Raw genomic sequence first — 23,409 nt, 5'->3', positions numbered from 1 at the left:
GGGCGGGACTTCACCCGTACGACGGATCGTGAGGACTCATCTGCGCGGCTGCGCGTCCAAGACCTGCTGCAGTGCCTCGAACTCCTCGACGCACTTGCCGGCGCCGAGGGCCACGCAGTCCAGCGGGGACTCGGCGATGTGGATCGGCATGCCGGTCTCGTGGCGCAGCCGCTCGTCCAGGCCGCGCAGCAGCGCGCCGCCGCCGGCCAGGACGATGCCGCGGTCCATGATGTCGCCGGACAGCTCGGGCGGGCACTTGTCGAGGGTCGTCTTGACCGCGTCGACGATGGCGTTGACCGGCTCCTCGATGGCCTTGCGCACCTCGGCGGCGGAGATGACCACCGTCTTGGGCAGGCCGGAGACCAGGTCACGACCGCGGATCTCGGTGTGCTCCTCGTTGTCGGCCGCGAAGGCCGAGCCGATGGTGAGCTTGATGGATTCCGCGGTGCGCTCGCCCAGCAGGAGGCTGTACTCCTTCTTGATGTGCTGGATGATCGCGTTGTCCAGCTCGTCACCGGCCACCCTGATCGACTGCGCCGTGACGATGCCGCCGAGCGAGATGACGGCGACCTCGGTGGTGCCGCCGCCGATGTCGACGACCATGTTGCCGGTCGCCTCGTGCACCGGGAGCCCGGCGCCGATCGCGGCGGCCATGGGCTCCTCGATGATGTGCACCTGGCGCGCGCCGGCCTGGGTGGCGGCCTCGATGACGGCGCGGCGCTCGACCCCGGTGATGCCGGAGGGGACGCAGACCACGACGCGGGGACGTGCCAGGTAGCGACGCTTGTGGATCTTGAGGATGAAGTAGCGCAGCATGCGCTCGGTGATCTCGAAGTCCGCGATCACCCCGTCCTTGAGAGGACGGACCGCGACGATGTTGCCGGGGGTCCGGCCGATCATCTTCTTCGCTTCGGAGCCGACCGCCAGAATGCCGCCCGTATTGGTGTTGATGGCGACGACGGATGGCTCGTTGAGGACGATCCCGCGACCCCTGACGTACACCAGCGTGTTGGCGGTGCCGAGGTCGACAGCCATGTCACGGCCGATGAACGACATGTTGTTCGCCATGAGGATACGTCTGGCCTTCCCGAGCTGGAGCGATGTGGGGGTGAGCACGGCGGGTGCGCTGCTGTGCGCTGAGCCGGAGGTGCGGAGATTCCATCGTAGTCGCGCCGGCCAGGGCACGGGATCAGGGTTCCGCCGCCATTGTCATCAGAACACACAGCTGTCCTCAGCAATGGTGACGCTGTGTCGGCGGAATTGGTTCCCCCGAACCCCCGGCATATGCCTTCGGGCGGCCGGGAAATTTCCGGCCGCCCGTTGAGCTGATCGGGCGTCAGCGGTGAATTCGGGGCGAACCGCCGCCGAGAATCAGGCCAGTCCCGGGAAGAAGATCTTGATCTCGCGCTCGGCGGACTCCTCGGAGTCGGAGGCGTGGATCAGGTTCTCCCGGACGATGGTGCCGAAGTCGCCGCGGATCGAGCCGGGGGCGGCGGCGATCGGGTCGGTCGGGCCGGCCAGCGCGCGCAGCCCCTCGATGACCCGCTCGCCCTCGACGACCAGCGCGACAGCCGGACCGGAGGCCATGAACTCCACCAGCGGCTCGTAGAAGGGCCGGCCGACGTGCTCGGCGTAGTGCTGTTCGAGGATCGCGCGGTCGAGCGTGCGCAACTCCAGCGCGGTGATGCTCCAGCCCGCCTTGCGCTCGATGCGGCCGAGGATCTCGCCGACCAGGCCGCGACGTACGGCGTCCGGCTTGAGAAGGACGAGGGTGCGCTGGGACACGGTGTGACTCCTATGTGCGGGATGCGGGTACGACGACATTACCGGGGATCTCCACGACCCACGGCACCCCCTCGGCCCGGGTACGGCGTACGCGATCAGGCCGGCTGCGCGGCGCGCGCCGCCTTGGCCTCGTCGACCTTCCGGCCGAAGTGGCCGGCGGCCCACCACAGGGCGGCGAAGACCGCGCCGAGGAAGAACATCACCGGGACGACGAAGCCGCTCACGATCAGCCCGGCCTGCAGCAGCCAGCCGACGGCCAGAGCGCCGCGCCGCCCGAGCATGCCGCACAGCAGCACGCACAGGGCCATGGCGACGCCGCTGACCGCCCACACCGTGCCGGCCGTCAGACCCGGCTGCTTCATGGCCACCAGACCGGCGAAGCCGATCACGAAGAACTCACCGATCAGGGTGCTCGCGCACAGGGTCCGCATCCGCTTGGCTTCGCTTCCCGCTCGTCACTTCCGGCCCAGCAGCAGCCGGGCCTCTCCCACGGTGATCACCGATCCGGTGATCAGCACCCCAGCGCCGGAGTACTCCCCCTGCTCCTCGGCGAGCGTCACGGCCGCCTCGATCGCGTCGTCCAGCCGGGGCTCGACCTGCACACGCTCGTCGCCGAAGACCTCGACCGCGAGCGCGGCCAGCTCGTCCACGTCCATGGCGCGGTGCGTGGAGTTCTGGGTCACCACGACCTCGGCGAAGACCGGCTCGAAGGCCTCCAACAGCCCCCGTACGTCCTTGTCGCCGCTCGGCCCCACCACGCCCACCAGATGAGTGAACCCGAAGGCCTCGTCCAGCGCGGCGGCCGCCGCCCGGGCTCCCGCGGGATTGTGCGCCGCGTCCAGCACAACGGCGGGGCTGCGGCGCACGACCTCCAGCCGGCCCGGCGAGGTGACGCCTGCGAAGGCGGTGCGAACGGTGTCGATGTCCAGGGTGCGCGCGTGCAGGGTGCCGATGCCGAAGAAGGCCTCCACGGCGGCGAGCGCCACGGACGCGTTGTGGGCCTGGTGCTCACCGTGCAGCGGCAGGAAGACCTGCTCGTACTCCCCACCCAGGCCGCGCAGGGTCAGCATCTGCCCGCCGACGGCCACCTCGCGGTGCGTGACGCCGAACTCCATGCCCTCCCGGGCGACCGTCGCGTCCACCTCGACGGCCCGCTTCAGCAGCACCTGCGCCGCCTCCATGGGCTGCTGGGCCAGCACCGCGATGGCGTCCTTCTTGACGATCCCGCTCTTCTCCACCGCGATCTCGCCGGACGTCTCGCCGAGGCGGTCGGTGTGGTCCAGGTCGACCGGGGTCACCACGGCGACCGTGCCGTCCACCACGTTGGTCGCGTCCCAGCTGCCGCCCATGCCGACCTCGACGACGGCCACGTCCACCGGAGCGTCGGCGAACGCGGCGTACGCCATGCCGGTCAGCACCTCGAAGAACGACATCCGGTACGGCTGCGAGGCGTCGACCATCTCCACGTACGGCTTGAGGTCGCGGTACGTCTCGATGAACCGCTCCGGCGCGATCGGCCGGCCGTCGAGGCTGATCCGCTCGGTGACGGACTGCACGTGCGGGCTGGTGTAGCGGCCGGTGCGCAGGTCGAAGGCGAGCAGCAGCTGCTCGATCATGCGGGCGGTGCTGGTCTTGCCGTTGGTGCCGGTGATGTGGATCGAGGGGTAGGAGCGCTGCGGCTCGCCCAGGATGTCCATCAGCGCGGTCATCCGGTCCAGGGACGGCTCCAGCTTGGTCTCCGGCCAGCGCCCGGCCAGCTCCGCCTCTACCTCGCGGAGGGCCTTGTCCACCTCCGGGTCGGCGGGGCGGGCCGGGACACCGTCGTCCTGCGGCACCGGTCCCCCGGCCCGGAGGGTACGGCTGCCCGCCTCGATCACCGCAAGGTCTGCCTCGCGGCCGGGGTCGATGTCGGCTTCGTCCTCGTCACCGCCCAGACCCATCGCGGCCAGCGGATCGGAAAGGGGCTCGTCGTTCTCGGGGCGCGGGTTGCTCACGACCACATTGTACGAAGCGGCCAGGTAGATCCGGGTTGTGGGCGGGCGTTTCCGCCTGCCCACCCACCCCGGGTGCGTCAGTCCCGCGGCAGCGAGGACAGCTGCGCGGTGATGCGGGCGATGTCCGCCTCGGCCGCCTCCAGGCGGGTGCGGATCTTGGCGACGACGGGCTCCGGCGCCTTCGCGAGGAAGGCCTCGTTGCCCAGCTTCGCCGTGGCCTGCGCCTTCTCCTTCTCGGCCGCGGCCAGGTCCTTGGCGAGCCGCTTGCGCTCGGCCTCCACGTCGATCGCCCCGGACAGGTCGAGCGCGACCTTCGCGCCCGCGACCGGGAGGGTCGCCGTCGCGGTGAAGCCCTCGCCCTCCGGCTGCAGGCGCAGCAGCTGGCGGACCGCCGCCTCATGGGCCTCCAGTCCGGTGGAGCCGAGGTCGAGCCGGGCCGGGACCTTCTGGCCCGGCTGCAGGCCCTGGTCGGCGCGGAACCGCCGGACCTCGGTGACCAGCGACTGGACCGCCGCGATCTCCTTCTCGGCGGCCGCGTCACGGAAGCCGGAGTCGGCCGGCCAGTCGGCGATCACGATCGACTCGCGTCCGGTGAGCGTGGTCCACAGCGTCTCGGTGACGAAGGGGACCACCGGGTGGAGCAGTCGCAGCAGCTTGTCCAGCACCTCGCCCAGCACACGACGCGAGACCTCGGCCGGACGGCCGCCCGCCATGAAGGTGGTCTTGGAGAGCTCGACGTACCAGTCGAAGACCTCGTCCCACGCGAAGTGGAAGAGGGCGTCGCTGAGCTTGGCGAACTGGTAGTCGTCGTAGAGCGCGTCCGCCTCGGCGACCGTGGCGTCCAGCCGGGACAGGATCCACCGGTCGATCGCCGACAGCTCCTCGGGCGCGGGCAGGTCGCCCTCGACCGTGGCGCCGTTCATCAGCGCGAAGCGCGTGGCGTTCCAGATCTTGTTGGTGAAGTTCCGGGAGCCCTGGACCCAGTCCTCGCCGATCGGCACGTCGGTGCCGGGGTTGGCGCCGCGTGCGAGCGTGAAGCGCAGCGCGTCGGAGCCGTAGGTGTCCATCCAGTCCAGCGGGTTGACCGCGTTGCCGAAGGACTTCGACATCTTCTTGCCGAACTGGTCGCGGACCATGCCGTGCAGGGCGATGGTGTGGAACGGCGGGGTGCCGTCCATCGCGTAGAGACCGAACATCATCATCCGGGCGACCCAGAAGAAGAGGATGTCGTACCCGGTGACCAGGACGGAGTTCGGGTAGAACTTCGCGAGGCTCTCGGTCTGCCCGGGCCAGCCGAGCGTGGAGAACGGCCACAGACCGGAGGAGAACCAGGTGTCGAGGACATCGGTCTCCTGGGTCCAGCCCTCGCCGCTCGGGGGCTCCTCGTCGGGGCCGACGCAGACGGTCTGGCCGTCCGGTCCGTACCAGACCGGGATGCGGTGACCCCACCACAGCTGGCGCGAGATGCACCAGTCGTGGAGGTTGTCGACCCAGTCGAAGTAGCGCTTCTCCATCTCCTGGGGGTGGATCTTGACCTTGCCGTCGCGGACGGCGTCACCGGCGGCCTTCGCCAGCGGGCCGACCTTGACCCACCACTGCATGGAAAGCCGCGGCTCGATGGTGGTCTTGCAGCGCGAGCAGTGGCCCACCGAGTGGACGTACGGGCGCTTCTCGGCGACGATCCGGCCCTCGGCGCGCAGCGCGGCGACGATGGCGGAGCGGGCCTCCAGGCGGTCCAGCCCCTGGAAGGGACCGTGCGCGGTGATGACGGCGCGCTCGTCCATGACGGCGAGGTTCGGCAGACCGTGGCGCTGGCCGATCTCGAAGTCGTTCGGGTCGTGCGCGGGCGTGACCTTGACGGCGCCCGTGCCGAACTGCGGGTCGACGTGCGTGTCGGCGACGACCGGGATACGGCGGCCGGTGAGCGGCAGCTCGATCTCGCGGCCGACGAGGTGCCGGTAGCGCTCGTCCTCCGGGTGAACGGCGACGGCGGTGTCGCCGAGCATCGTCTCGGCGCGGGTCGTCGCGACGACGATGGAGTCCTCGCCCTCGCCGTACCGGATCGAGACCAGCTCGCCGTCGTCGTCCTGGTACTCGACCTCGATGTCCGAGATGGCCGTCAGACAGCGCGGGCACCAGTTGATGATGCGCTCGGCGCGGTAGATGAGCTCGTCGTCGTAGAGCTTCTTGAAGATGGTCTGGACGGCCTCGGACAGGCCCTCGTCCATGGTGAAGCGCTCACGCGACCAGGCGACGCCGTCACCGAGGCGCCTCATCTGCCCGGAGATCTGCCCACCGGACTCCGCCTTCCACTGCCAGACGCGCTCGATGAACGCCTCGCGGCCGAGGTCGTGGCGGGACTTGCCCTCCTTGGCGAGCTCACGCTCGACGACGTTCTGCGTGGCGATGCCGGCGTGGTCCATGCCGGGCTGCCACAGCGTCTCGTACCCCTGCATCCGCTTACGGCGGGTGAGGGCGTCGATCAGCGTGTGCTCGAAGGCGTGGCCCAGGTGGAGGCTGCCGGTGACGTTCGGCGGCGGGATGACGATGGTGTACGGCTTCTTGTCGCTCTTGGCGTCGGCCTCGAAGTAACCGCGCTCTACCCAGCGCTCGTACAGGGGCCCCTCTACCTCGGCCGGCGCGTACTGGGTCGGCAGTTCGGGGGTCGCGCTGTTCGGCCCGCTCGCGGCGGCCTGCTGAGTGTTGTCGGTCACGGCGCTCAGTTTACGGGCGGGGCGGGCCCCGTTACGAATCCACCGGTACCCGGGCGCGAGGGGAGGGGACCGGGCCCGCAGGACGCGCGCCCGCCGCGGGCCCCGCCGGGGGGCCTGCCGGGGGGCCTGCCCGCCGTCCGATCCGGGTGGCCCGTGCTGCCGCCCCTCGGGCCGAGGCCACGGCGGGGGCCGGGGCGGCGGATGGCATCACCGGACCCAGGAGCACGGCCGCCGCGCCCCAACGGCCGGTGGACGCGGCGGCCCTGACGGTGACGCGGCGGATCGCGCGGGTGGGCGGTACCCGGCCGCACCGGCCGTCAGGGTGACCAACCGGGCATCTGCATCGTCTTGTTACCAAGTCCTGACGACCCCGATGTAAAGACGGCCTAAACAATCCGCAAGGATGAGTGCGAGGAGACAGCAGTTCAACGAGGGGACTCACCGATGAGCTTCAACCAGCCGCCGCCGCAGCCGGGTTACGGCGGCCAGCCTGGCCACGGGGGCCAGCCCGGACACCCCCAGCAGCCACCGGCGCCGCCCGGCCCGCCCCAGCAGCCCGCACCGGGCTACGGCTACCCGCAGCAGCCCACGGCCCCGCAGCCGGCCCCCGGATACGGCCACCCACAGCAGCCCGGCCCGTACGGCCAGCAGCCCGGCCCGTACGGCCAGCAGCCGGGCCCGTACGGCCAGCAGCCCGGCGCCTGGGGTGCCCCGCCGCCGCCGTCCTCCGGCGGCAAGGGCAAGATCATCGGCATCGTGGTCGGCGTCGTGGTCGCCGTAGCGGTGATAGGCGGCGGCGTCCTCGCCCTCACGAGCAGCGGCGGCGTCGGCGGCGGCGGTGACTACAAGCTCTCCATGCCGGCCACGCTGCTGAACGGTCAGTACGCCAAGTCCGGCAACGACCCCGCCCTCAGCGACGGTGAGACCGGGGACGACACGGGCATCGACAACGCCACCACGGTCTCCGGCAGCTACAAGAAGGGCACCACCGAGCAGCTGATCGTCACCGGCGCCTACGGCGACGTCAGCGACCCGGGCGACGTGCTCGACAAGATGCTCGCCGCCTTCACCTCCAAGGCCGGCGGCTCCGGCGGCGAGGCCCCGAAGGAGGTCCACCCCCCGGGCTTCGACGGCGACGTCATGAAGTGCGGCACGATCGGCTCGGCCGGCGTCAGCTTCCCGTACTGCGCCTGGGCCGACGACAGCACGGTCGCCCTGGCCATGAACATGAACGTCGACATCACCGGTGACGTCGAGGCGCCCTCCGCCACGGAGTGGGCGGACAGCACCGTGAAGATCCGCGACGAGGTCCGCGTCAAGAAGTGACCCACGCCGTACGGCGAAGGGGGCGCCCGGCATCCGCCGGGCGCCCCCTTCTTCGTCTGCCGGGGCGCGTCACGCGCTCTTCTGCTCGCCCTTGCCGATGATGCGGGGCTCGCGCGGGACCAGGGTCGGGTTCACGTTGGAGTGGACGACGTCCTCGGTGATGACGACGCGGGCGACGTCCTTGCGCGAGGGCACCTCGTACATCACCGACATCAGCACCTCCTCCATGATGGCGCGCAGGCCACGGGCGCCGGTCTGGCGAAGGATGGCCTGGTCGGCGATGGCCTCCAGGGCGCCGCGCTCGAACTCCAGCTCGACGCCGTCGAGCTCGAAGAGCCGCTGGTACTGCTTGACCAGGGCGTTGCGCGGCTCGACCAGGATCTGCAGCAGCGCCTCGCGGTCGAGGTTGTGCACGCTGGTGATGACCGGCAGACGCCCGATGAACTCGGGGATCATGCCGAACTTCACCAGGTCCTCCGGCATGACCTCGGAGAACTGGTCGGCGGAGTCCATCTCGCGCTTGGAGCGGATGGTCGCGCCGAAACCGATGCCCTTGGCGCCGGCCCGGGCCTCGATGATCTTCTCCAGACCGGCGAAGGCACCGCCCACGATGAACAGAACGTTGGTGGTGTCGATCTGGATGAACTCCTGGTGCGGGTGCTTGCGCCCGCCCTGCGGCGGCACCGAGGCCGTGGTGCCCTCCAGGATCTTCAGCAGCGCCTGCTGCACGCCCTCGCCGGAGACGTCGCGGGTGATCGACGGGTTCTCGCTCTTGCGGGCCACCTTGTCGATCTCGTCGATGTAGATGATCCCCGTCTCGGCCTTCTTGACGTCGTAGTCGGCCGCCTGGATCAGCTTGAGCAGGATGTTCTCGACGTCCTCGCCGACGTACCCCGCCTCGGTCAGCGCCGTGGCGTCCGCGATGGCGAACGGCACGTTCAGCATCCGGGCCAGGGTCTGGGCGAGCAGGGTCTTGCCCGAGCCCGTGGGGCCGAGCAGCAGGATGTTGGACTTGGCGAGCTCGATGCCGTCGTCGTGGCCGCGGCCGCCGCCGTTCTCACCGGCCTGCACCCGCTTGTAGTGGTTGTAGACCGCCACGGAGAGCGCCTTCTTCGCCGGCTCCTGGCCGACGACGTAGCTCTCGAGGAACTCATAGATCTCGCGCGGCTTCGGCAGGTCCTCCCACCGCACCTCGGAGGACTCGGCGAGCTCCTCCTCGATGATCTCGTTGCAGAGGTCGATGCACTCGTCGCAGATGTACACACCGGGTCCTGCGATGAGCTTCTTCACCTGCTTCTGGCTCTTTCCGCAGAACGAGCACTTGAGCAGATCGCCGCCGTCACCGATGCGTGCCACGAGGTGCTTCCCCTTCGCCTGGGTCCCGTCAGTTCGACGAGTCCTGGTGCTTGCCTATCGACGGTACCTTGCCGCGGCCCCAGTGCGGGCCCCCCTTGGAGCTACTGGGCCGTGACCTGCACAACCCAGTGACTCCAAGAGGGGACTTCTTGTCGCAGAATGCCCTGCCGGGCGTCAGACCGCGACCGACGATCCCTTGCGGGTCGAGACGATCTGGTCGACCAGACCGTAGGAGAGGGCCTCCTCGGCCGTGAGGATCTTGTCGCGCTCGATGTCGTCGCGGATCTTCTCGATGGGGGTGCTGGAGTGCTTGGCCAGCATCTCCTCCAGCTGGGCCCGCATCCGCAGGATCTCGTTGGCGGCGATCTCCAGGTCCGAGACCTGGCCGCGGCCGGTCTCGCTGTACGGCTGGTGGATCAGGATGCGGGCGTTGGGCAGCGCCATCCGCTTGCCGGCGGTGCCGGCGGCGAGCAGCACGGCCGCGGCGGACGCCGCCTGACCCATGCAGACCGTCTGGATGTCGGGCTTCACGAACTGCATCGTGTCGTAGATCGCCGTCAGCGCCGTGAAGGAGCCGCCGGGGCTGTTGATGTACACCGAGATGTCGCGGTCCGGGTCCATCGACTCCAGGCACAACAACTGTGCCATGACGTCGTTGGCGGAGGCGTCGTCGATCTGCACCCCGAGGAAGATCACGCGCTCCTCGAAGAGCTTCGCGTACGGGTCGTACTCGCGGACGCCCTGGGAGGTGCGCTCCACGAAGCGCGGGACGACGTAGCGGGCCTCGGCGGCGTTCACGCGGTCGTACAGGCCGCTGCCGGGGAAGTTCTGGGTGGTCACGTTCACCGTCCTGGAGATGAGCAGTGGGCTGGGGTCGGTCCTGCGGGGCTGTACGGGCTCACGGCCCGGTCAGGCCCCGGTGCCGCCGCCGCCCGGGACGTTCACGGCATGCGTGATGACGTCGTCGATCAGGCCGTACTCCTTGGCCGCCTCGGCGGAGAACCAGCGGTCGCGGTCGGAGTCACGGGTGATCGCCTCGACGCTCTGGCCGGAGTGCTCTGCGATGAGCTCGGCCATCCGCTTCTTCGTGCGGAGGAGCTGCTCGGCGTGGATCTTGATGTCCGAGGCCGAGCCGGCCAGGCCGGCGGACGGCTGGTGCATCAGGATGTCGGTGTTCGGCAGCGCGAAGCGCTTGCCGGGGGTACCGGCGGTCAGCAGGAACTGCCCCATGGAGGCCGCCAGGCCCATGGCGATGGTGACGACGTCGTTCTTGATGAACTGCATGGTGTCGTAGATCGCCATGCCGGCCGTCACGGAGCCGCCGGGGCTGTTGATGTAGAGGTAGATGTCCTTGTCCGGCTCGGCGGCAAGGAGGAGCAGCTGCGCGGTGATCTTGTTGGCGATGTCGTCGTCCACCGGCTGGCCGAGGAAGATGATCCGCTCGCCGAGCAGCCGGTTGTAGACCTGGTCGCCGAGGCCACCGATGGTCGGCTCGCCGGCGGCGGAAGGCATCGGAGTCGTCACGTATCCACCTGCTCGTTGTCGGACGGCGCGGACGCCGTCACAGGGTCTTCTCGTAGGGCACGGGCCCTCGTACCTACGGACCCTAACGCGCAGGTGGGGCCCGGCAATCCCCCACGCGGAACTGTTCGCTGTGAGCGCAGGGAGGGGGTAAGCGGAGAGCGAAACGGAGCAGAACGGGCCCGGACGCAACTGTCGTCCGGGCCCGTCGGATGGTGCTGCGGGGCGAGGCTCAGGCCTCGGAGCCCTCACCCTTGGGGGTCTCGGCGTCCGCGTCCTGCGAGGTGGCCTCGACCGTCTCGCCGGCCTCGTCCTCCTCGTCCTCCAGGTCGACGACCTCGCCGTTGGTGTCCTTGACCGTGGCGGCCTCGACGACCAGGGCCAGCGCCTTGCCGCGGGCGACCTCGCCGACCAGCAGGGGCACCTGGCCGCCCTCGACGACCGCCTGGGCGAACTGGTCGGGGCTCATGCCGGAGGAGGCGGCGCGGCGCATGAGGTGCTCGGTGAGCTCCTCCTGGTTGACCGAGAGCTTCTCGGTGGAGACGAGCTCGTCCAGGACGAACTGGGTCTTGATGCCCTTCTTCGCCTGCCCCTCGATCTCCTGGTCGTACTCCTCGCGGGTCTTGCCCTCGTTCTCGAGGAACGACTCCCAGGTCAGGCCCATGGCCGGGAACTGGTGGTGCTCCAGGTTGTGGACGCGGGTCTCGATCTCGTCCTTGAGCAGCTTCTCCGGCAACGGGATGTCGACCAGCTCCAGGAGGGCGTCCAGCACCTTCTCCTGGGCCTGGGTGGCCTGGTCGTACTGCTTGATGCGCTCCTGGCGCTTCACGGCGTCGGCGCGGAGCTCCTCGAGGGTGTCGAACTCGCTCGCCAGCTGGGCGAAGTCGTCGTCCAGCTCGGGCAGCTCACGGGCCTGGACGGTGGTGACGTCCACCTTGACCTGGGCCTGCTTGCCGGCGGCGGAGCCACCCTTGAGCTCGGAGGTGAAGGTGGCCGAACCGCCGGCCTCCAGGCCGATGACGGCCTCGTCGATGCCGTCGAGCAGCTGGCCCGAGCCGATGGTGTAGGTGACGCCGCTGGCGACGCCGTCCTCCAGCACCTCGCCGTCGACCGAGGCCTCCAGGTCGACGACGACGACGTCGCCGTCGGCGGCGGCGCGCTCCACGACGGTGGTGGAGGCGAAGCGCTCGCGCAGCTGCTCCAGGGCCTTGTCGACGTCCTCGTCGGACACCTCGATGGCGTCCACGGTGACCTCGATGCCGGAGTAGTCCGGGATCTCGATGACCGGGCGGACGTCCACCTCGGCGGTGAACTTCAGCTCCTGGCCGTCGTTGAATTCGGTGATGTCCACCTCGGGCTGGCCGAGGACGTTGAGCTCGCCCTCGTTGACCGCCTCGGTGTAGAACTTCGGCAGTGCGTCGTTGATGGCCTCTTCGAGGACCGCGCCACGGCCGAACCGCTGGTCGATGACGCGCGCGGGGATCTTGCCCTTACGGAAGCCCGGCACCGTGACCTGCTGGTTGATCTTCTTGTACGCCGCGTCGAGGCTGGGCTTGAGCTCCTCGAAGGGCACCTCGACAGTGAGTCGAACCCGGGTCGGGTTCAGAGTCTCGACGGCGCTCTTCACGGTTGGGTCTCCTTGGGGGCTTTACGTTGATGGGCGGCCGCTCGGCGTTCATGCGGGGCGGCTGGTGTTCGACCTGGCTTTTCCGCGTTTCAGGTGGCCGACGACCCATCCTACCGGTACCACAATCCTGCGGCCGGGCCTGCTCGGCACAGGCGGCCGAGCACTGGTCGGGGTGGCCGGATTCGAACCGACGACCTTCCGCTCCCAAAGCGGACGCGCTACCAAGCTGCGCCACACCCCGTCGGTGCGACACGTAGAGTACATGCCTCCGCACACCCCGACGGACAAATATGACGTGCGTGGGAGCCGGGTCGATCGGCTACGATCTGATGTGCCAGAATGACCGGTCGTTGCGGGCGTAGCTCAATGGTAGAGCCCCAGTCTTCCAAACTGGCTACGCGGGTTCGATTCCCGTCGCCCGCTCTGCAGACAAAGGCCCAGGTCAGGGCAGTATCTCCCCGGACCTGGGCCTTTGTGTTCCCCGGCCGCACCGGTCGCCCCGGCCGTCCGCGCGCGGTTCCGGCGGGGTTCCAGCGCGATTCCGGCGCGGGATGCCCCTCCTTCGCCCGGCCGCGACGACACGCCCGGCGGTGCCGGTAACCGCGGCCGTCCTGCGGGTACGCCCGTGTACTTGCCGGCGGGACCGGTCGACTCACCCCATCGGGGGTGCCCGAGGCGACGGCACATGCCGCCCGGGCGGACGCCCGCAGTGGTCGACCCGGTCGGCGCCGCCGTCGAGTTGGGGAACACGGGGCCCGCTCCGGAGAGGTCCGGAACGTCGTCACGAGGGCTTCGCCGGGCTCTGCTCCTCGAGCCAGTCGGCGAACGTCAGGGTGCCGCGGGGGCCGGGACCGGTCGGCAGCAGGCCGCCCTTCCTCATCGCGGCACCGCACCGCCCCGGGACCGCGGATCCCCGGACCGGGCGTCTCCGCATGCGGGGGGCGCCGGAGTCTGCGCAGGCTGGGAGGTGTGCCATTGATCCACGGTGAGGATCGGTGATCGTTACGGTGGTGTCGATGCCCGAGGGCACCGCCGCCCGCGCCGCCGTGTTGGAGGCGCGTGAGCGTCTGGCGGCGTGCCGGTTCCTGCTCGTGGACATCGAGGTGTCCGGGGAAGGGCCGCCCGACGAGCCGCCGATCGCCCCCGAACTCGGCCTGGACGCCGAGGACCTGGCATGGCTGGGCCGGGAGGGCGAGGCGGCACGGGCGGAGTTCCACGGGGACAACGCCCGGCTCGTCGTTCCCGTCATCGACGACGGCGAGGTCGTCCACGTCCACGCCTTCGTGACCGAGCGGTACCTGGTCACCGTCCACCGGGGGCCGAACACGCTCGTCGGGCGGTTCATCGCCCGGCTGCCGCACGAACGTCCCCCGGACTCCACCGGCGCGCTGTTCCTGCTGCTGGAGGACGCCCTGGAGACCTTCCGCAAGTCCGCCGTGGAGGCGCTGCTGCAGGTGGAGGACCTCGAGGACGAGATGTTCGAGAGCCGGCACCCGCAGCAGGTGTACCGGCTGGCCCGGCTGCGGCGGCGGGCGGCCCTGCTGCACCACGCCCTGCTGCCGTTCCTGCAGGCGACCGACGAGACCATCACCCGGCGGATGATGAGCGGCAGCTTCCCCGAGGAGCGGCAGCGCCTCGCCGCCTCCTACCAGCGGGCCGCGCGGATGGTGCTCAGCAGCATCGAGTCGCTCCAGGACGCGGCGCGGCGGGCCTTCGCCAGCTACTCCTCCCTCGTGTCCGGCGAGCAGAACGGCGTGATCAACCGGCTGGCCATCGTGTCGACGATCTTCCTTCCGCCGACCTTCCTGACCGGCTTCTTCGGCATGAACTTCACCTACATGACGGACGAGTTGGAGAGCAGGATCGTCTTCTGGCTGCTCGCCGTGGGACTGCAGGCGGCCGTCATGCTCGTCGCCGTCTACGTGCTGCACGCACCCGCATCCGGCACAAGCTGCGCGACGACGGGCGCGACGAGGGCTGAACGCCTCACTACATTGACGGCATGGAGATCTGGATCAACCCCGCGTGCTCGAAGTGCCGCTCCGCGCTGCATCTGCTGGACGAGGAGGGCGCGCAGTACACCGTGCGCCGCTATCTGGAGGACCCGCCGGACGCCGGCGAGATCCGGGCGGTGCTGGAGCGGCTCGGGCTGGAGCCCTGGGACATCGTGCGGACCCAGGAGGCCGAGGCGAAGGAACTGGGCCTGAAGGAGTGGCCGCGCGAGCCGGCTGAGCGGGAGCGCTGGATCGGGGCGCTGGCGGCGCACCCCCGGCTGATCCAGCGGCCGATCATCACCGCCGAGGACGGCACGGCGGTGGTCGCCCGCTCCGAGGAGGCGGTGCGCGACGCGCTCGGACGCGTCCAGGACACTGTCTAGAACCGCCTGGAACCGTCCAGAACACCGACAGCCCGGTGGCCGAGGTGAACGCGTCGAGGGCCGCCCTGGCACCGACAGAGTCGCCGGCCGGGGCTCCAGGCGCACAGGGCGCCCCGGCCGGGGAGGACGGCGAGGACGGCCCCGCCGACGCCGCTCTTGCCGGGCGGGACCACGCGGTGGGCGAACTCCCCCGCGGCGTCGTAGGTGCCGCCGGTGAGCAGCACGACGCTGAGGCGTTGGGCGTCGGCGCGGGACGCAGGCGGCTGCCGTCGGCGCGCGGACCGTGCCGGGCGAGGAAGCCGCCCGGCAGGGCGAGGTCGCGGCAGGAGGCCTCCCCACCGGGCCATCGGACCCGGGCCCTAGCCGACCGGCACTCCTTTGGGGCCCTTGATCCGCTTCATGATCATCTGCGAGTTCACCTCGCTCACGCCCGGCAGGGCGATCAGCTTCTCGGTCCAGAAGCGCTCGTAGGCGTCGCTGTCGGCCACCGCGATCCGCAGCAGGCAGCCGGGCGCGCCGTAGAGCCGGTAGGCCTCCACGATGTCGGGGATGGCCTGCACCTGCTCCTCGAAGTCGGCGACGGTCTCGCGGTCCCGCCGCACCTCGACGGAGGCGAAGACCTCGAAGCCCCGGCCGACGGCGGCGGGATCGACGACGGCCCGGTAGCTCTGGATCACCCCGTCCTCCTCCAGCTGGCGCACCCGGCGCAGGCACGGGGAGGGGGTGAGGCCGACCCGGGCGGCCAGCTCCTGGTTGGTGAGCCGGCCGTCGGCCTGGAGCTCACGCAAGATACTTCTGTCAATGGCGTCCATGACGGTGATGGATACCACGGATGCCCGGTCTACGCGGGCTGATCAGCAATCCAATGCCAGAGGTCAGCGCATATCCTTGCGGCGGAGGGTTGGGCGAACACGCGAGCGAGGGAAATGTGAAGCACGTCGTCGTGATCGGCACCGGCGGCACGATCGCCAGCCGGTGGCAGGGGGCCGGTTACGCGGCCGAGGCCGCCGGCCACGAGGTGCTGGCCGCGGGTGCGGTCCCCGAGGGCGTCGAGGTGAACGTCCGCGACCTGTTCACGGTGAACAGCTCGCGGCTGACCTCCGCCCACCAGCTGGAGCTGCTGCGGACGGTCCACGAGGTGCTGGCGGATCCGGCCGTGGACGGCGTCGTGGTGACGCACGGGACGGACACCATGGAGGAGTCCGCCTTCCTCCTCGACCTCCACCACGACGACCGGCGCCCGGTGGTCCTCACCGGCGCCCAGCTCCCGCTTGACGCCGTCGACGGGGACGCGGCGGGCAACCTCTACGACGCGCTGCTGACCGCCGCGACCGGCGAGGGCATCGGCGTGGTCATCGCCTTCGGCGGCTTCGTGCACGCCGCCCGGGGCACGGTCAAGGCGCACACCCTGGACGTCCAGGCCTTCGCCGACCCCTCGGGGCGGCCGCTGGGACGGGTGAAGTTCGGCGAGATCGCCTGGGGCGCTCCGCGGCCGCGCGCCGCCGCGCTGCCGCTGCCGGACGCCGGCGCCGGGGCGCCGCGCGTCGACGTCGTGATGCACCACGTGGACGCCGACCCCCTGCTGTTCGAGGCCGCGCTGGGCGCGGGGGCGCAGGGGATCGTGCTGGTCGGCACCGGCGCGGGCAACGCGACGCCCGACTTCGTGGCGGCGGTGCGCCGCGCGGTGGACGCCGGCGTGCTGGTCGCCGTGAGCACCCGGGTGGCGGCGGGGCCGGTGGCACCGCTGTACACCGGGGGCGGGGCGGTGGACCTCGCCGCGGCCGGCGGTGTGCTGACCGGGACGCTGCGCGCGGGACAGGCCCGCATCGCCGTGCTGGCGGCGCTGCTGTCCGCCGAGGGCCCCGAGGAGCGGGCCGCCGCACTGCGGCGCATCATCGCAACGGCCGAGGACCGCACGCCGGCTGTCGCCTGACTCCCCGTCACCCGGCGCGGTCATCGCGCCGGGTGACGGGTGACCTGTGACGGATGACCTGTGACGGTCAGAGGTTTATCTGGTTGATGGTGTCGGCCAACGAGTCCAGGAACTTGCTGATCGACGGGGCCATGCCCGTGGAGGCAAGGAAGAAGCCGAAGAGCGCGGCGACGATGGCCGGGCCGACCTTGAGCGACTTGCCCCTTATCAGGACGATCATGATGATCGCCAACAACAGCACCACGGACAGGGAGATGGCCACTGGGGATCACATCCTCGGTCTGACGCCTCACCGTTCCGGGGGGAGCCACCGCAGCCGCACCCCCGCGACGTCCATCGTGCCACCTGCCACCGACACCGTGACCCCGCGTGAGACCCCTTCCCCGCGCGCCGGGGTCGCACACCTGTGACGCAGGACGTCGCGACCGGTTCCGGTCGCTTCGGACGAGGCGAATCTCGCAATTGCACGGCACGTTCGAGTGAATTTCCCTCAAACTATTTCCCCGCACACCGACTTGCCACACAAAGGATCAACAAAAAACCTGCACAACCGCCAACCCGCCTGTCGACATGTCCCGTTCAACCCTTATATGACTGCCCAAAGCGTCATAGAACGGACAGTGGCGCGACGTAAGCATTACCGGCCGGCGGCGCCGCGCCCGCCATTCCGACCGGAAATTTACCCGGGCAGAGGGCGCCCGCTATGGTGCATCGAATGTTCCAGCCCCTCCGCACGAACACCCTGTCCCCCGGCAGGACCCAGACCGGGAATTCCGTTCTCCCCGCCCCGCGCAAGAAGGCCTTCTTCGGCCCCGGGACGGCCGCCCCCGCGGGGTCCTCCGCCCCCGCCACGTCCTGCGCGCCCTCCGCGGGACGCGACCCGTTCTTCGACAACGCCAAGTACCTCGCCATCGTCCTGGTCGCGATGGGCCACGCCTGGGAACCGCTCACCGGGCACAGCAGGGCCGCCGGAGCGCTCTACAACCTCGTGTACGCGTTCCACATGCCGGCCTTCATCGTCATCTCCGGCTACTTCTCGAAGAGTTTCGACGCCCGTCCGGACCGCGTCAGGAGACTGATCACCGGCGTCGCCGTCCCGTACCTGCTCTTCGAGGCCGCCTACTCGCTCTTCAGGAACTGGGCAGACGACGCCGCGCCGCAGCCGCTGAGCCTGCTGGACCCCTGGTACCTCACGTGGTTCCTCGCCGCCCTCTTCATCTGGCGCCTCACCGCACCCGTCTGGCGGATCGTGCGGCACCCGGTCGTGATCGCCCTCGTGATCGCGGCCCTCGCGTCCCTCTCCCCGGCCATCGGCGACGACCTGGAACTCCAGCGCGTCCTGCAGTTCCTGCCCTTCTTCGTGCTCGGCATGTGCCTGAAGGCCGAGCACTTCCACCTCGCGCGGCGCCGGGCCGTGCGCGTGCTGTCCGTTCCGGTGGGGCTCGCCGCACTGGTCGTCTCCTACTGGCTGGTGCCCCGCATGGACAGGGCCTGGCTCTACCACCGCACGAGCGCCCAGGAGCTGGGCGCGCCCTGGTGGACCGGGCCGGTCGTCACGCCGGTGCTGTTCTGCTGCTCCCTGGCGCTGACGGTGTGCTTCTTCGCCTGGGTGCCGCGCCGCCGCATGTGGTTCACCGCCCTCGGCGCCGGCACGCTCTACGGCTACCTGCTGCACGGCTTCATCGCCAAGGGCTCGCGCTTCGGCAGCTGGTACGACCACGACTGGATCCACACACCGCTGGGCCAGGTCGCGATCACCGCGATCGCCGTCGCGGTGGTCACCGCGTTGTGCACCCCGCCCGTGCAGCGGCTGTTCCGTTTCGCGATGGAGCCGAAGATGTCCTGGGCGTTCCGGCCGGCGCCTGGAGCTGTCGGCAAAGTCCCTCCCGCGACCTTCGGCCGGGGGTGCCCCCACCCCGCGACGCCTGGCACGGCACCTCGCTGCGTTGTGGAATCGTCCGAGTAGCCCACTACGAGGACGACTTTCCGCCTTGCGATGCACCGCGCCTGGGGGCACCTCCCAGCGGAGCTGGGGGAGCCAATTCGACGACGCGCTCTAGTCCCGGCACACGATGAGCAGGGCGCGGTCGTCGTTGACGTCCTTGGCCACCGCCTCGATCAGCTGCCAGGCCGCGCCGCGGAAGCCGTGCGCGACGTAGCGGTCGGCCTCGCCGATGAGCCGGTCGATGCCCTCGGTGAGGTCGCGGCCGGCGGCCTCGACCAGGCCGTCGGTGAAGAGCAGCAGGACGTCGCCGGAGCGCAGGGTGCCCTTCACGCTGTGGAACTCGGCGCCGTCGTACACCCCCAGCAGCGGACCCTCGGCCGCTTTCTCCTCCCAGCGGCCGGTGCCCGCGCTGAGCTGCATGCCCGGCAGGTGGCCCGCGGAGAGCAGCTCGTAGTCGCCGGACTCCAGGTCCAGCACCAGGTGGACGGAGGTGGCGAAGCCCTCCTCCCAGTTCTGGCGGAGCAGGTAGCCGTTGGCGGCGGTGAGGAAGGCGGGCGGCGGCAGCGAGCCGAGCAGGCCGCCGAAGGCGCCGGACAGCAGCAGCGCGCGCGAGCCGGCGTCCATGCCCTTGCCCGACACGTCGGTGAGCACGGCCTCCAGGACGCGCCCGCCCGAGGTGCGGGTGGCCACCACGAAGTCGCCGGAGAAGGACTGGCCGCCGGCCGGCCGCAGCGCCATCTCGGCGTGCCAGCCCTCGGGCAGCCGCGGCAGCCTGCTCTGCACCCGGATGCGCTCGCGCAGGTCGAAGAGCATGGTGCCGCCGCGCATCCAGGGCACACCGACCCGGGCGCGGAACTGCGCGACGATCAGCCCGGCCAGCGCCACCGCCGCCACCACGAGCACGGTGCCCGGGGTCACGCGGGCCACGCCCTCGCGGTACGGGCCGAGGACGGCGGACTCGACGACCAACGCGGCGGCGCTGGCCCCGTACAGCAACAGCAGGCTGGAGGGGCGCAGCAGCAGGCCGCCGACGACGACGGGCAGCACCAAGGTGGTGGGCGGGCACCATTGCGGCGCCAGCATCGTGCCCCAGGCGATCAGCGGGACGCTGATGGTCAGGGCGGTCAGGGCGAGCCAGTCGGCCGCGTCGCCGCGGAAGTAGTCCACGGCGGATTTGCGCAGGCCGACCCGGGCCCGGTGGACCGTCCTGCGCCACCGGGCCCTGAATCCGTCTCCTACCGGGCTTCGTGCCATCTTCCCGGCGACCCTATCCACCCTCACCCGTCCTCCGCATGGGAGGTGCCCCTCGTGGTGCGCCGATTCGCCGCGGTGACCGGCGAAAACCGTTCGCCCGCCGTTGGGACTGCTGGTAGGCAGGGGACATGACGGTGGAGTTGCGGGTTCTCGAGTCCGAACAGTGGGACGAGTGGTTCAGCAAGCTGGAACGCGCGTTCGGCAGTGCGCGCGAGCCCGCGGAGGAGCGGGAGTTCGACCGCGGGGTGACCGAGCTCTCCCGGTCGATCGCGGCCTGGGACGGCACGGAGGTCGTCGGCACCGCGGGGGCGTTCTCCTTCCGTATGGCGGTGCCGGGCGGAGCCGTGGTCCCGGCGGCGGGCGTCACCATGGTCAGCGTCGCCTCGACGCACCGCCGCCGCGGGCTGCTGAGCTCGATGATGCGGCGGCAACTGGACGAGGTGCGCGAACTGGGCGAGCCGCTGGCGGTGCTCACGGCGTCCGAGCCGGCGATATACGGCCGGTACGGCTACGAGGTCGCCACCCGCCAGATGAGCCTGGAGGTCGACACCCAGCGGGCGGGCCTCACCGTGCCCGCGGGCGCCGATGAGGTCACGCTGCGCTTCGCCGACCCGGAGGAGGCCCTGGCGGCCTGCGAGGAGGTCTACGCGCGGCTGGTGCCCACCCGGCCGGGCATGCTGGAGCGGCGGCCGAACTGGGAGCGCAAGGGCGTGCTCGACCCGGAGGCGTACCGGGACGGCGCGTCGAACCTGCTGTGCGTGGTCGCCGAGCGGGACGGCGAGGTGCGCGGCTACGCGCGGTACGCGGTGAAGCCCGCCTGGAACGCGGGCGGCCCCGACGGAACGGTGGTGCTGCGCGACCTGGAGGCGCTGGATCCGGACACATGTGCCGCGCTGTGGCGCTACCTGTTCGGCATCGACCTCACCTGCCGCATCACCTCCCGCAACCGTCCCGCCGACGACCCGGTCCTGCACCTGGTCGACGACGTCCGCCGCTGCGGCGTACGCGTCAGGGAAGGCCTGCTGCTGCGCCCGGTGGAGGTGGGCGCGGCTCTGTCGGCCCGTACCTACGTGGCCCCGCTGGACGTCGTGCTGGAGGTCTCGGACCCCTTCTGCCCCTGGAACGAGGGCCGCTGGCGGCTCGGCGGCGACGCCAAGGGCGCGACCTGCGAGCGGACGACGGACGCCGCCGACCTGGCGCTGTCGGTGCGCGAGCTGGGCGCGGCCTACCTGGGCGACGTCTCGCTGACCGCGCTGTCACGGGCCGGCCGCGTGCGGGAGCTGCGACAGGGCGCGCTGCGGGAGGCCACGGTGGCCTTCGGCAGTGAGGTCGCCCCCTGGCTGCCGCACGGCTTCTAGGCCCTTCCGGACCGGATCAGGTGCCTGCCTCACGGTCGGCCGCGCCGAGCCGGTCCCTGCGCTCCGCGGTCCGGCCGGCAGGCCCTCTCCCGCCGCACGGCCCTCCCCCGCACGGCCCTCCCCCGCCCGGACCCGCACCGCTTGCGGGCCCCGTCCCCGCCGACTGGTCTGGGGGCGGGGCGGACGACGGTGCGCCGGCCCCGCGGAGGTGTCCGGTCGAGCGGCGAGGAGGAATCGTCATGCTCAAGGGTTTCAAGAACTTCCTGCTGCGCGGGGACGTCATCATCGTGGCGGTGGGCCTGATCGTCGCCCTGGCGTTCAGCACGCTGATCCTGTCGTTCACCGCCAACGTGATCAACCCGATCATCGCCCGCGCCCAGGGCGGGGCGTCACCGGGCCTCGGCTGGCAGCTCGGCAGGCCGGGCAACAGCAAGACCTATCTGGATCTCGGATCCTTCATCTCCACGCTGATCTACTTCGTGATCTTCATGGCGGTCGTCTACTTCGTGATCATCGTCCCGTACAAGGCCTACCAGGCACGGCGTGGCGTCACGGTGTTCGGCGATCCCGGCCCGGTGAAGACCTGCCCGGAGTGCCTGTCCGAGGACATCCCCGCCGCGGCCCGCAAGTGCCGCTACTGCGGCAGCGGCCAGGCCGTCGCCCCGTAGCCGGGCAGGGCGCACCGCACGGCGGAACGGCCCGGCGGATCGGGCCTCAGCCGCGGGCGGGCTGGCAGACGGGGCACCAGAAGAGGTTGCGCGCCACCAGGGAGGCGGTGCGCACCTCGGTGCCGCATATGTGACAGGGCATCCCGGCGCGGCGGTAGACGTAGACCTCGCCGCCGTGGTCGTCGACGCGCGGCGGGCGACCCATCGCCTCGGGCGTGTGCTCGGGGCGGACGGTGTCGATGCGGTTGTTCCGCACACCCTCGCGCATCAGGGCCACCAGATCGGCCCAGATCGCCTCCCACCGGGCGCGGTCCAGGTCCCGTCCCGCCAGGTACGGGTCGACGCCGTGGCGGAAGAGGACCTCGGCGCGGTAGACGTTGCCGACGCCCGCGACGACCTTCTGGTCCATCAGCAGCGCGGCGACGCTGGTGCGGCTGCGGGCCACGCGGATCCAGGCGCGCTCCCCGGTGTCGGCCGGCCGCAGCGGGTCCGGGCCGAGCCGCTCGTGTATCGCCTGCTTCTCAGCCTCGGTGATCAGCTCGCAGGCGGTCGGCCCGCGCAGGTCGGCATGGTGCTCGTCGGTGGCCAGGCGCAGCCTGACCTGGCCGACGGGGGCCCGGCCCGGGCCGGTACCGAAGCCGAACTTGCCGTACAGCCCGAGGTGGACATGGATCCAGCCGACCGGGCCGAACCCCAGGAACAGGTGCTTGCCGTGGGCCTCCGCGGACTCCAGCACGGCGCCGTCGAGGAGGGCGGCGCCGTCGGAGAACTTGCCCTGCGGACTGCTCGCGCGCACCACGTGGCCGGCGAAGCGTTCCTCGTGGTCTGCGGCGAGGCGGTGGATCGTATGCCCCTCGGGCATGCCCGGATCAGCCCTCCTGCGGGTGGTGCGGGGGGATCGGGGGCAGCTCGCCGGTGGTCTCGTACGCGGTGAGCATGTCGATGCGGTGGGTGTGGCGCGGCTCACCCGAGTAGGGCGTGCCGAGGAAGACCTCGACGAACCCGGTGGCCTCGTCCGTGGTGTGCATGCGGGCGCCGACGCTGATGACGTTGGCGTTGTTGTGCTCGCGGCCGAGGGTCGCGGTCTCCCGGCTCCACGCGAGCGCGGCCCGCACGCCCTTGACCTTGTTGGCGGCGATGGCCTCACCGTTGCCCGAGCCGCCGATCACGATGCCGAGGGAGCCGGGGTCCGCGGCGGTGCGCTCCGCGGCGCGCAGACAGAACGGCGGGTAGTCGTCCTGGGCGTCGTAGACGTGGGGGCCGCAGTCGACGGGCTCGTGCCCGTTGGCCTTGAGCCACTCCACGAGGTGGTTCTTGAGTTCAAAGCCGGCATGGTCGGAACCGAGGTACACGCGCATGCGCACGAGTGTCGCACGGGCACGTCGGGCGACATGCCGTGGGTGTTCCGTGAGGGGAATTCGAGCCGCTCCAGGCGGGTCTTCCGGTAGCCGGGCACGTCGTGGGAACCGGCCTTGAAGGCGCGCCGCTGCTCCGGGAGGCCCACGGAGAACGGGTGGGGGGGGGGGACTCTCCCCGCCCCCCCCCCGGGTC

General features: G+C 70.8%; 20 protein-coding genes, 2 tRNA genes and 2 pseudogenes. 8 read left to right on the top strand and 16 right to left on the bottom strand.

Annotated elements, in window-relative coordinates:
* Window positions 1–36 precede the first annotated feature (36 nt).
* The 5 genes from AC3EUJ_RS21910 to AC3EUJ_RS21890 all read right to left on the bottom strand — a co-directional run bounded on the left by AC3EUJ_RS21910 (window position 37) and on the right by AC3EUJ_RS21890 (window position 6,493).
* Entirely contained in the window at window positions 37–1,056 is a 1,020-nt protein-coding gene (locus AC3EUJ_RS21910) for a rod shape-determining protein (protein WP_361797330.1), read from the bottom strand.
* A gap of 315 nt (window positions 1,057–1,371) precedes the next feature.
* Complete coding sequence (ndk, locus tag AC3EUJ_RS21905) at window positions 1,372–1,785, bottom strand: nucleoside-diphosphate kinase (protein ID WP_431963871.1); 414 nt, start codon at window positions 1,783–1,785, stop codon at window positions 1,372–1,374.
* Between the two features lie 95 nt (window positions 1,786–1,880).
* Entirely contained in the window at window positions 1,881–2,216 is a 336-nt protein-coding gene (locus tag AC3EUJ_RS21900) for a DUF4233 domain-containing protein (protein WP_431963869.1), read from the bottom strand.
* A gap of 24 nt (window positions 2,217–2,240) precedes the next feature.
* The gene (gene folC, locus AC3EUJ_RS21895) at window positions 2,241–3,725 is read right to left on the bottom strand and encodes a bifunctional tetrahydrofolate synthase/dihydrofolate synthase (protein ID WP_431963972.1); all 1,485 of its coding nucleotides are present in this window, start codon (window positions 3,723–3,725) and stop codon (window positions 2,241–2,243) included.
* 131 nt (window positions 3,726–3,856) lie between these two features.
* Entirely contained in the window at window positions 3,857–6,493 is a 2,637-nt protein-coding gene (locus tag AC3EUJ_RS21890; RefSeq protein ID WP_431963867.1) for a valine--tRNA ligase, read from the bottom strand.
* A 444-nt stretch (window positions 6,494–6,937) separates the two neighbouring features.
* Between AC3EUJ_RS21890 and AC3EUJ_RS21885 the strand changes: the two genes are divergently transcribed.
* Window positions 6,938–7,819 (top strand): hypothetical protein, encoded by an 882-nt coding sequence (locus tag AC3EUJ_RS21885; protein ID WP_431963865.1) that lies wholly within the window; start codon window positions 6,938–6,940, stop codon window positions 7,817–7,819.
* Window positions 7,820–7,888: 69 nt separating this feature from the next.
* Here the strand turns inward: AC3EUJ_RS21885 and clpX are convergent, their stop codons facing one another.
* The 5 genes from clpX to AC3EUJ_RS21860 form a co-directional block, all read right to left on the bottom strand.
* Window positions 7,889–9,175, bottom strand: a complete 1,287-nt coding sequence (gene clpX, locus AC3EUJ_RS21880) for an ATP-dependent Clp protease ATP-binding subunit ClpX (RefSeq protein WP_431963863.1) — start codon at window positions 9,173–9,175, stop codon at window positions 7,889–7,891.
* Between the two features lie 174 nt (window positions 9,176–9,349).
* Complete coding sequence (locus AC3EUJ_RS21875; protein ID WP_431963861.1) at window positions 9,350–10,015, bottom strand: ATP-dependent Clp protease proteolytic subunit; 666 nt, start codon at window positions 10,013–10,015, stop codon at window positions 9,350–9,352.
* Between the two features lie 69 nt (window positions 10,016–10,084).
* The gene (locus AC3EUJ_RS21870) at window positions 10,085–10,687 is read right to left on the bottom strand and encodes an ATP-dependent Clp protease proteolytic subunit (RefSeq protein WP_319139309.1); all 603 of its coding nucleotides are present in this window, start codon (window positions 10,685–10,687) and stop codon (window positions 10,085–10,087) included.
* Window positions 10,688–10,928: 241 nt separating this feature from the next.
* Window positions 10,929–12,323 carry a trigger factor gene (tig, locus tag AC3EUJ_RS21865; RefSeq protein WP_431963859.1) on the bottom strand — a complete coding sequence of 465 codons (1,395 nt, stop codon included), beginning with the start codon at window positions 12,321–12,323 and terminating at the stop codon, window positions 10,929–10,931.
* 164 nt (window positions 12,324–12,487) lie between these two features.
* Window positions 12,488–12,564, bottom strand: a tRNA-Pro gene (locus AC3EUJ_RS21860).
* 111 nt (window positions 12,565–12,675) lie between these two features.
* Here AC3EUJ_RS21860 and AC3EUJ_RS21855 point away from each other — a divergent pair.
* The 3 genes and pseudogenes from AC3EUJ_RS21855 to AC3EUJ_RS21845 all read left to right on the top strand — a co-directional run bounded on the left by AC3EUJ_RS21855 (window position 12,676) and on the right by AC3EUJ_RS21845 (window position 14,700).
* Window positions 12,676–12,746, top strand: a tRNA-Gly gene (locus AC3EUJ_RS21855).
* Between the two features lie 593 nt (window positions 12,747–13,339).
* A pseudogene (locus tag AC3EUJ_RS21850) lies at window positions 13,340–14,191 on the top strand (CorA family divalent cation transporter); the annotation flags it as partial.
* Between the two features lie 134 nt (window positions 14,192–14,325).
* Complete coding sequence (locus AC3EUJ_RS21845) at window positions 14,326–14,700, top strand: arsenate reductase family protein (RefSeq protein ID WP_431963857.1); 375 nt, start codon at window positions 14,326–14,328, stop codon at window positions 14,698–14,700.
* A 19-nt stretch (window positions 14,701–14,719) separates the two neighbouring features.
* On the opposite strand, the pseudogene AC3EUJ_RS21840 reads toward AC3EUJ_RS21845, so the two are convergent.
* Window positions 14,720–15,034, bottom strand: a pseudogene (locus AC3EUJ_RS21840) (glutaminase); the annotation flags it as partial.
* Between the two features lie 25 nt (window positions 15,035–15,059).
* Window positions 15,060–15,512: an Lrp/AsnC family transcriptional regulator gene (locus AC3EUJ_RS21835; protein ID WP_431963856.1), complete on the bottom strand. Its 453-nt coding sequence runs from the start codon at window positions 15,510–15,512 to the stop codon at window positions 15,060–15,062.
* A gap of 116 nt (window positions 15,513–15,628) precedes the next feature.
* Between AC3EUJ_RS21835 and AC3EUJ_RS21830 the strand changes: the two genes are divergently transcribed.
* A complete protein-coding gene (locus AC3EUJ_RS21830; protein WP_431963854.1) occupies window positions 15,629–16,633 on the top strand; it encodes an asparaginase in 1,005 nt (334 codons plus the stop codon).
* Window positions 16,634–16,700: 67 nt separating this feature from the next.
* Here AC3EUJ_RS21830 and AC3EUJ_RS21825 read toward each other — a convergent pair whose 3' ends face one another.
* Complete coding sequence (locus AC3EUJ_RS21825) at window positions 16,701–16,895, bottom strand: hypothetical protein (RefSeq protein WP_431963852.1); 195 nt, start codon at window positions 16,893–16,895, stop codon at window positions 16,701–16,703.
* A 453-nt stretch (window positions 16,896–17,348) separates the two neighbouring features.
* On the opposite strand from AC3EUJ_RS21825, the gene AC3EUJ_RS21820 reads away from it, so the two are divergent.
* Entirely contained in the window at window positions 17,349–18,599 is a 1,251-nt protein-coding gene (locus tag AC3EUJ_RS21820; protein WP_431963850.1) for an acyltransferase family protein, read from the top strand.
* 90 nt (window positions 18,600–18,689) lie between these two features.
* Here the strand turns inward: AC3EUJ_RS21820 and AC3EUJ_RS21815 are convergent, their stop codons facing one another.
* Window positions 18,690–19,832, bottom strand: coding sequence for a SpoIIE family protein phosphatase (locus tag AC3EUJ_RS21815; RefSeq protein ID WP_431963848.1), 1,143 nt, complete (start codon window positions 19,830–19,832; stop codon window positions 18,690–18,692).
* A gap of 128 nt (window positions 19,833–19,960) precedes the next feature.
* Between AC3EUJ_RS21815 and AC3EUJ_RS21810 the strand changes: the two genes are divergently transcribed.
* Both AC3EUJ_RS21810 and AC3EUJ_RS21805 read left to right on the top strand, forming a co-directional pair.
* Window positions 19,961–21,190 (top strand): GNAT family N-acetyltransferase, encoded by a 1,230-nt coding sequence (locus tag AC3EUJ_RS21810; protein ID WP_431963846.1) that lies wholly within the window; start codon window positions 19,961–19,963, stop codon window positions 21,188–21,190.
* Between the two features lie 239 nt (window positions 21,191–21,429).
* Complete coding sequence (locus tag AC3EUJ_RS21805) at window positions 21,430–21,858, top strand: MscL family protein (RefSeq protein ID WP_431963844.1); 429 nt, start codon at window positions 21,430–21,432, stop codon at window positions 21,856–21,858.
* A 46-nt stretch (window positions 21,859–21,904) separates the two neighbouring features.
* Here AC3EUJ_RS21805 and AC3EUJ_RS21800 read toward each other — a convergent pair whose 3' ends face one another.
* Window positions 21,905–22,720 carry an Fpg/Nei family DNA glycosylase gene (locus AC3EUJ_RS21800; RefSeq protein ID WP_431963842.1) on the bottom strand — a complete coding sequence of 272 codons (816 nt, stop codon included), beginning with the start codon at window positions 22,718–22,720 and terminating at the stop codon, window positions 21,905–21,907.
* 7 nt (window positions 22,721–22,727) lie between these two features.
* Window positions 22,728–23,216 carry a ribose-5-phosphate isomerase gene (locus AC3EUJ_RS21795; protein WP_431963840.1) on the bottom strand — a complete coding sequence of 163 codons (489 nt, stop codon included), beginning with the start codon at window positions 23,214–23,216 and terminating at the stop codon, window positions 22,728–22,730.
* Window positions 23,217–23,409 lie beyond the last annotated feature (193 nt).

The sequence above is a fragment of the Actinacidiphila sp. bgisy160 genome (assembly GCF_057707815.1).
This window is presented reverse-complemented; position numbering and strand designations above follow the sequence as displayed.

What these genes read in the sequence shown, in the direction of transcription:
- AC3EUJ_RS21910 (WP_361797330.1), bottom strand. Translation starts at nt 1,056, where the DNA reads ATGTCGTTCATCGGCCGTGACATGGCTGTCGACCTCGGCACCGCCAAC.
- folC (WP_431963972.1), bottom strand. Translation starts at nt 3,725, where the DNA reads ATGGGTCTGGGCGGTGACGAGGACGAAGCCGACATCGACCCCGGCCGC.
- AC3EUJ_RS21800 (WP_431963842.1), bottom strand. Translation starts at nt 22,720, where the DNA reads ATGCCCGAGGGGCATACGATCCACCGCCTCGCCGCAGACCACGAGGAA.
- AC3EUJ_RS21810 (WP_431963846.1), top strand. Translation starts at nt 19,961, where the DNA reads ATGACGGTGGAGTTGCGGGTTCTCGAGTCCGAACAGTGGGACGAGTGG.
- AC3EUJ_RS21845 (WP_431963857.1), top strand. Translation starts at nt 14,326, where the DNA reads ATGGAGATCTGGATCAACCCCGCGTGCTCGAAGTGCCGCTCCGCGCTG.
- AC3EUJ_RS21795 (WP_431963840.1), bottom strand. Translation starts at nt 23,216, where the DNA reads ATGCGCGTGTACCTCGGTTCCGACCATGCCGGCTTTGAACTCAAGAAC.
- AC3EUJ_RS21815 (WP_431963848.1), bottom strand. Translation starts at nt 19,832, where the DNA reads ATGGCACGAAGCCCGGTAGGAGACGGATTCAGGGCCCGGTGGCGCAGG.
- AC3EUJ_RS21885 (WP_431963865.1), top strand. Translation starts at nt 6,938, where the DNA reads ATGAGCTTCAACCAGCCGCCGCCGCAGCCGGGTTACGGCGGCCAGCCT.
- AC3EUJ_RS21870 (WP_319139309.1), bottom strand. Translation starts at nt 10,687, where the DNA reads ATGCCTTCCGCCGCCGGCGAGCCGACCATCGGTGGCCTCGGCGACCAG.
- AC3EUJ_RS21900 (WP_431963869.1), bottom strand. Translation starts at nt 2,216, where the DNA reads ATGCGGACCCTGTGCGCGAGCACCCTGATCGGTGAGTTCTTCGTGATC.
- AC3EUJ_RS21820 (WP_431963850.1), top strand. Translation starts at nt 17,349, where the DNA reads ATGTTCCAGCCCCTCCGCACGAACACCCTGTCCCCCGGCAGGACCCAG.
- AC3EUJ_RS21835 (WP_431963856.1), bottom strand. Translation starts at nt 15,512, where the DNA reads ATGGACGCCATTGACAGAAGTATCTTGCGTGAGCTCCAGGCCGACGGC.
- AC3EUJ_RS21805 (WP_431963844.1), top strand. Translation starts at nt 21,430, where the DNA reads ATGCTCAAGGGTTTCAAGAACTTCCTGCTGCGCGGGGACGTCATCATC.